5 protein-coding genes are annotated in these 5,739 nt (G+C 73.0%); 4 read left to right on the top strand and 1 reads right to left on the bottom strand.

What is annotated here, in order from left to right; all coding sequences use genetic code 11:
• Positions 1–164 precede the first annotated feature (164 nt).
• The 3 genes from ADY01_RS31685 (at position 165) to ADY01_RS31675 (ending at position 2,964) form a co-directional block, all read left to right on the top strand.
• Positions 165–887 (top strand): FadR/GntR family transcriptional regulator, encoded by a 723-nt coding sequence (locus tag ADY01_RS31685; protein WP_049580174.1) that lies wholly within the window; start codon positions 165–167, stop codon positions 885–887.
• A complete protein-coding gene (dgoD, locus tag ADY01_RS31680; protein ID WP_049580173.1) occupies positions 884–2,032 on the top strand; it encodes a galactonate dehydratase in 1,149 nt (382 codons plus the stop codon). The genes ADY01_RS31685 and dgoD overlap by 4 nt, the downstream gene beginning before the upstream one ends.
• A gap of 104 nt (positions 2,033–2,136) precedes the next feature.
• Complete coding sequence (locus tag ADY01_RS31675) at positions 2,137–2,964, top strand: NmrA family NAD(P)-binding protein (protein ID WP_049580172.1); 828 nt, start codon at positions 2,137–2,139, stop codon at positions 2,962–2,964.
• 72 nt (positions 2,965–3,036) lie between these two features.
• Here the strand turns inward: ADY01_RS31675 and ADY01_RS31670 are convergent, their stop codons facing one another.
• Positions 3,037–4,284, bottom strand: a complete 1,248-nt coding sequence (locus ADY01_RS31670) for a glycoside hydrolase family 71/99-like protein (protein ID WP_049580171.1) — start codon at positions 4,282–4,284, stop codon at positions 3,037–3,039.
• A 632-nt stretch (positions 4,285–4,916) separates the two neighbouring features.
• On the opposite strand from ADY01_RS31670, the gene ADY01_RS31665 reads away from it, so the two are divergent.
• Positions 4,917–5,739: helix-turn-helix domain-containing protein (locus tag ADY01_RS31665; RefSeq protein WP_049580170.1), on the top strand; the 823-nt coding region annotated here is incomplete at its 3' end.

Raw genomic sequence — 5,739 nt, 5'->3', positions numbered from 1 at the left:
CGCCCCCAGGGGCGTCCCCGGTCACCCCGCCCGCGCCGGGGCCACCGGCGGCCGGAGCGTCACCAGGGAATCGGCCTGAGACCGCCGCCGACCGCGCGCCGCGCGGGGCGACAGGGCCGAAGGGACAGGATCGCGAAGGACAGGACCGAGAAGGGCGGAACCACATGACCCCGTACGCGCGCCGAGGCGTTCACGGCCAGACCGTCGAGGCCATGGCGCGCCGGGTGCTGAGCGGAGAGGTCGCCGAGGGCGACACGCTCGACCTGGTCGCGCTCCAGGCCGAGTTGGGCGTCAGCCTCACCGCCCTGCGCGAGTCGCTCAAGGTGCTCGCGGCCAAGGGCATGGTCGACGCCCGGCAGAAGCGCGGCACGTTCGTGCGCGCCAGATCCGACTGGAACCTGCTCGATCCCGACGTCCTGCGCTGGCAGTTCGCCGCGGGCGTCGCCTCCGGGCCCGGCACCGGGCTGCTGCGCGACCTCGGCGAGGTGCGCGGCATCGTCGAGCCCGCCGCCGCCCGCCTCGCGGCCGAACGGCGCGACGACGCCGACCTCGACGCGCTGTCGACGGCCCTGGCGGCCATGGAGGACGCGCGGGGGAGCGGGCCCGCCGAAGCCGTCGAGGCCGACCTGGCCTTCCACCGCGCGCTGCTGGCCGCCACGCACAACGAGCTGCTCCAGCGGATGGAGATCGTCATCGACGCCGCCCTCGCCGAGCGCGACGAGCTCGTCCACAGCTCGGAGCACCCCGGCGACCCGGTGCCCATCCACCGCGTGGTCCTCGACGCGGTCCGCGCGGCGGACGCGGACGCGGCGGAGGCCGGCATGCGGGCGCTGCTCGCCCAGGCCCTCCGGGACCTCGACAAGGCTACGAAGGAGCGACACGCATGAAGATCACCCGGATCGAGACCTTCCTGGTCCCGCCACGCTGGCTGTTCTGCCGCATCGAGACCGACGACGGCGTGGTCGGCTGGGGCGAGCCGGTGGTCGAGGGCCGTGCCGAGGTCGTGCGGGCCGCCGTCGACGTGCTGGCGGAGTACCTGATCGGCCAGGACCCGCTGCGCATCGAGGACCACTGGCAGGTCATGACGCGCGGCGGCTTCTACCGCGGCGGCCCCGTCCTGTCCAGCGCGGTCGCCGGGATCGACCAGGCGCTGTGGGACATCGCGGGCAAGTCCTACGGTGCGCCCGTCCACGCGCTGCTCGGCGGTCCGGTCCGCGACCGGGCCCGCGTCTACGCCTGGGTCGGCGGCGACAGCCCGGCCCAGCTCGCCGACGACATCGCGGCCCAGGTCGAGGCCGGCTTCACGGCCGTCAAGATGAACGCGGCCGGGCGCGTCTCCCCGCACCCGAGCGTCGCCGAGATCAACGGCGTGGTGGGGCGCGTCGCCACGGCCCGCGAGGTGCTCGGCCCCGACCGGGACGTCGCCGTGGACTGCCACGGCCGGTTCAGCGCGGCGGGCGCGCGCCGCCTCGTGCACGAACTCGCCCCGTTGCAGCCGCTGTTCGTGGAGGAGCCGCTCCTCCCGGACCAGGACAACCTGCTCGCGGGGGTCACGGCCGCCGCGGGGCCCGTCCCCATCGCGACCGGTGAACGCCTCTACGGGCGCGCCGGGTTCCTGCCCGCGCTCCAGGCGGGGATCGCGGTGGCGCAGCCCGACCTCTCCCACGCGGGCGGCATCTCCGAGGTCCGCCGCATCGCCTCCCTCGCCGAGACCTTCGGCGCCCATCTGGCGCCGCACTGCCCGCTGGGGCCCCTGGCGCTGGCGGCGAGCCTCCAGGTGGTGTTCGCCACGCCGAACTTCCTCATCCAGGAGCAGAGCCTCGGCATCCACTACAACAAGGAGGCCGACCTGCTGTCCTACGTCCTGGACCCCGAGCCGTTCCGCTTCACCGACGGCTACGCGGCCCGAACGGACCTGCCCGGCCTGGGCGTTCAGATCGACGAGTCGGCCGTCCGGGCGGCCGACCGCGCCCCCCACGCCTGGCGCAACCCGGTCTGGCGCCACGAGGACGGCTCCTTCGCCGAATGGTGAGGCCGCCCCCCGGGCGACTCCCGGAACGCCGGTGGCCTGGCGGGCCACTTGACCTCATGTGCGGTTGAACTCCTAGCGTCGTCACGAACGAAGGGAGCTCGACTGTGACCACACTGGTTACCGGCGCCACCGGGAACACCGGCCGGCACGTTGTGACGGAGCTGGTCCGCCGAGGGGAGCGCGTGCGGGCCCTGACGCGGGACCCGGCCGCGGCCGAGGGGAGGTTCCCGGCCGGGGTGGAGGTGGTGGCCGGCACGCACACGGCACCGGAGACGCTGGGCGCCGCCCTGGACGGCGTCGACCGCCTGCACGTCACGGTGACGACGGGGCTCGCCGAGGTCGGGCCCGCGCTGGTGCGGCGGGCCGTCGACGCGGGCGTGCGGCGCGTCACCGTGGTGTGGGGCGGCGCGGTCGGGCCCGTGGAGCAGGCGGTGGGGGACTCGGGAGTGGAGTGGACCCGCCTGGAGCCGCAGGAGTTCATGTCCAACACGCTGGACTGGATCGAATCGGTCCGGGCCGAGGGTGTCGTGCGCGAGCCGTACGACACCCCCAGCGCGCTGATCCACGAGGCCGACATCGCGGCGGTGGCGGCGGTCGCGCTGCTCGACGACGGCCACGCGGGGCGTGCCTACCCCCTGACCGGGCCCGCGTCACTCACCACGCGCGAACGGATCGCCATCCTGTCGCGGGCGAGCGGGCGCGACATCGTCCTGGCCCCGATCACGCACGAACAGGCCGTCGACAGACTGATGTCCAAGGGCGTGTCCCGGGCGGACGCGGAGTACGTCGTCGGTTGGTACGCCGCTCCCGACGACGCCGCCACGACCGTGGTCGACACGGTCGAGCGGGTGACCGGCCGCCCGGCGCGCACGTTCGCCCAGTGGGCGGCCGAGCACGCCGAACGCTTCCAGGCCCCCCGCGTCCGCCGTTGACCGCGTCCGCCGTGGCCCGCGGGCCACGGCGGCGTCCGGTCGTCCGGTCTCCCGGCGACGCCCCGGCGGGGGTCAGACCGTGGGAGTGGGCCGCGTCGCGGTGATCGGGATCGCCCCCCTGAGCATCTTGCCGCCGTCGCCCGTCAGCCGCAGGTAGTAGTCGGAGGAGCAGGCGGTGCCGTCCTCGTCCAGCGCCCAGTAGCCCGAACCCGCCGGTACCTGCGAGCCGTTCTCGGCCGTCTTGGCGATCTGGTTGCCCTCGTTGTACTCGTCGAACATCGAGATGTAGATGCCCTGAACGCCGATGCGAGCCATGTTGTAGAACTGCGCCCACATGAAGTCGCCGTGCAGGCGGTGCCGTTCCTGGAGGTCGCCCGGCAGGACGCACGGCTGGTACGACACGCCGTGCGCGTCGCACTCGGCCTGGTCGGGCGTGTTGACGTTCCGGTAGAAGTGGTCGACGTCCGCGAGCGTGGAGATCCGGCCGACCATCCACGGGGAGAGCATGTCGAGCGAGCGGTAGACGTCGATGAAGCCCTGCCGGGAGTCACCGGTGCCGGTCCGCCAGTGGGTCGGCACGCCGCCCATGACGTAACACCCCTGCGCCTTGAACCAGTTGATGACGTCCTGGCACACCTCCGGGGGCCACGGCTTGTTCGACTCGTTGAATCCGAAGCCCCAGATGCCCACCACCGGGAGGCCGTTCTGGAGGGCGTAGGCCGAAGAGGCGGTGTGGGCCCGCATCTTCGACGTCCAGTCGGCCTTGATCTCCTCCTGCATCGTCAGCCAGCCGGTGACGTCGTACATGATGTAGAACTTCCGGCCGTGCGCCTCGGCGGCCCGGCGCACCTTCCCCGCCATGGCGTCGCGGGTGGCACCCTCGCCGCCGTTGGGGTTGAACCGTTGGAGGGCGGCGGTGTGGATGTCGTTCTCCCGCATCCAGCGGAAGTGGGTGTCGACCGTCTGGTCGTCGTAGGACGAGAAGAGGGAGGCGGCGGCGCCGCCGTTCAGGTTGGCGAAGGCGGTCGGATAGGTCCTGCTGTAATCGCGCACGTCGGGCCAGCTCTTGATCACGTGATTGCCCTGGGAGGGCGTCTGTGACCAGTTCTGGGACCAGTGCCACCAGCCGTTGATCGGCGCGCCGTCGCCGGCGCAGGCGAACCAGCCCTGGTAGCCGACGGTGATCTTGCCGACGACATCGCCGACCGGGTCGTCGGCCAGGGCCGCGGCGCTCGACCGGGGCGCCATGGACGCCAGAACGCCCGCGGCGGGCGCCGCCGCGAGGGCGGAGGTGACGAACGCGCGGCGTGAGATACCCATGTGGACCTCTCAGGTGGGGGGTTCCGCGTCTGCGCCCCGAATCGTAATCTCGCCGTCATATGGCTGCAAGAAGATGAGCGAGAACTGCAAAAATCCGGGAATGCGCCGGGCGTACGCCCCGAGAGCCAGGAGTGGGCGGCGCTCCCTGAGGCAGAGCTCTACGACTGGGAATGGCGGCGTGGTGACCGCTTATGACAGCAAATGAGCGCTCGATGAGCGGAGTTGGGGAGATTCGTCGTCGGCACCGCCTCATCGCCCTGATTACATCTCGTAATGCTGGCGTGCCGCTGGGTTGACGTGTAGCGTCCCCGCAGACGAAGGAACCCGGCCGGTCGCCAAACCAGTTGGCCGGGCCCCTTCCTTCATGTGTCACACGGCGACAGGAGAGGCATGTCCCCCGACCGTATGCCGTCGAGCCGGAGTTGCCCGCTCGTGAAAGGGGCACCGACCTCGCGTGACCGTAGCATCCCGCGTCGCCCGATGGTTGAAACCACCCCCGCGCGTGCCAGCGGAGTCAACAACGGGCCCGCACCCGTTCGCACGTCGCGTCAGCTCCCCGCCGTGTTCCGGCCCGCGACGAAACGAGCGGATGCGGAATGACCCGCTGCAAAAACCCCACCTGCCGTCGCCCCGTGACGCAGAACCACTCCGGGCGCCCCAAGCAGTACTGCGGCAAGAGGTGCAGGGACGCCGCCTACCGGGCCGGCCGCGCCGCCGCGTTACCGGAGGCGTCGCGCTACGCGGCGTATGTCCGGCGCATGTCCGAGGACCTGGCCCGCAAGGCCCGCGCCCTGCTGGCCGCCGCGCTCAGCGAGAACCCGGAGGCGGAGGTGCCGCTGACCGTGCTGCGCCTCGCGGACGAGCTCGACGGATGCCTGAACGACGTGCGCGCCGCCGCGGTGCAGCAGGCCCGCACCCGCAGGGCGCGGACGGCGGACATCGCCCGCGCGATGAACCTCACGCCCGTCCAGCTCCGCACCCACTGGTCGGCCGGCACCATCGAACGGCGCATGGTGCGCCGCGAGACGCTGGCCGCGCGCCGGGGGGAGGCCATGGCCCGGCCCCTTGCCGCGACGGCGAGGGGCCCCGCGGCCGGCGGAGCCGTGGGACGCGCCGGGAGTGCCGACGCGGGACCACCGGGCCAGGGCCGCCGGCCGCCGCCCCTCGGACACGCCGACTCCGGCCTCGGGCCGTTCGCCCCGGAGCGGGGCGTGTTACCCCTCGCGTGCGCCCTCTCCACGCTGCAACGCGCCAGCGGGCGGACGCTCCGCGATGTGGGCCGCCACGCCGGGGTCTCCGCCTCCTACGTCTCCCGCGTCCTGGCCGGCAAGCGCCGCCCCTCATGGCTCCTGACCAGGCGCCTCGTGGAGTCCTGCGACGGCGATCCGTCCGACGTCCTGCCGCTGTGGCACGCCGCACGCGGCCAGGCGACCCGCCCGCCCATCCCCGAGGCCC

Origin of the sequence: Streptomyces sp. SBT349, assembly GCF_001083795.1 — a bacterium.
In the GTDB taxonomy this organism is placed as follows: domain Bacteria; phylum Actinomycetota; class Actinomycetes; order Streptomycetales; family Streptomycetaceae; genus Streptomyces.
This window is presented reverse-complemented; position numbering and strand designations above follow the sequence as displayed.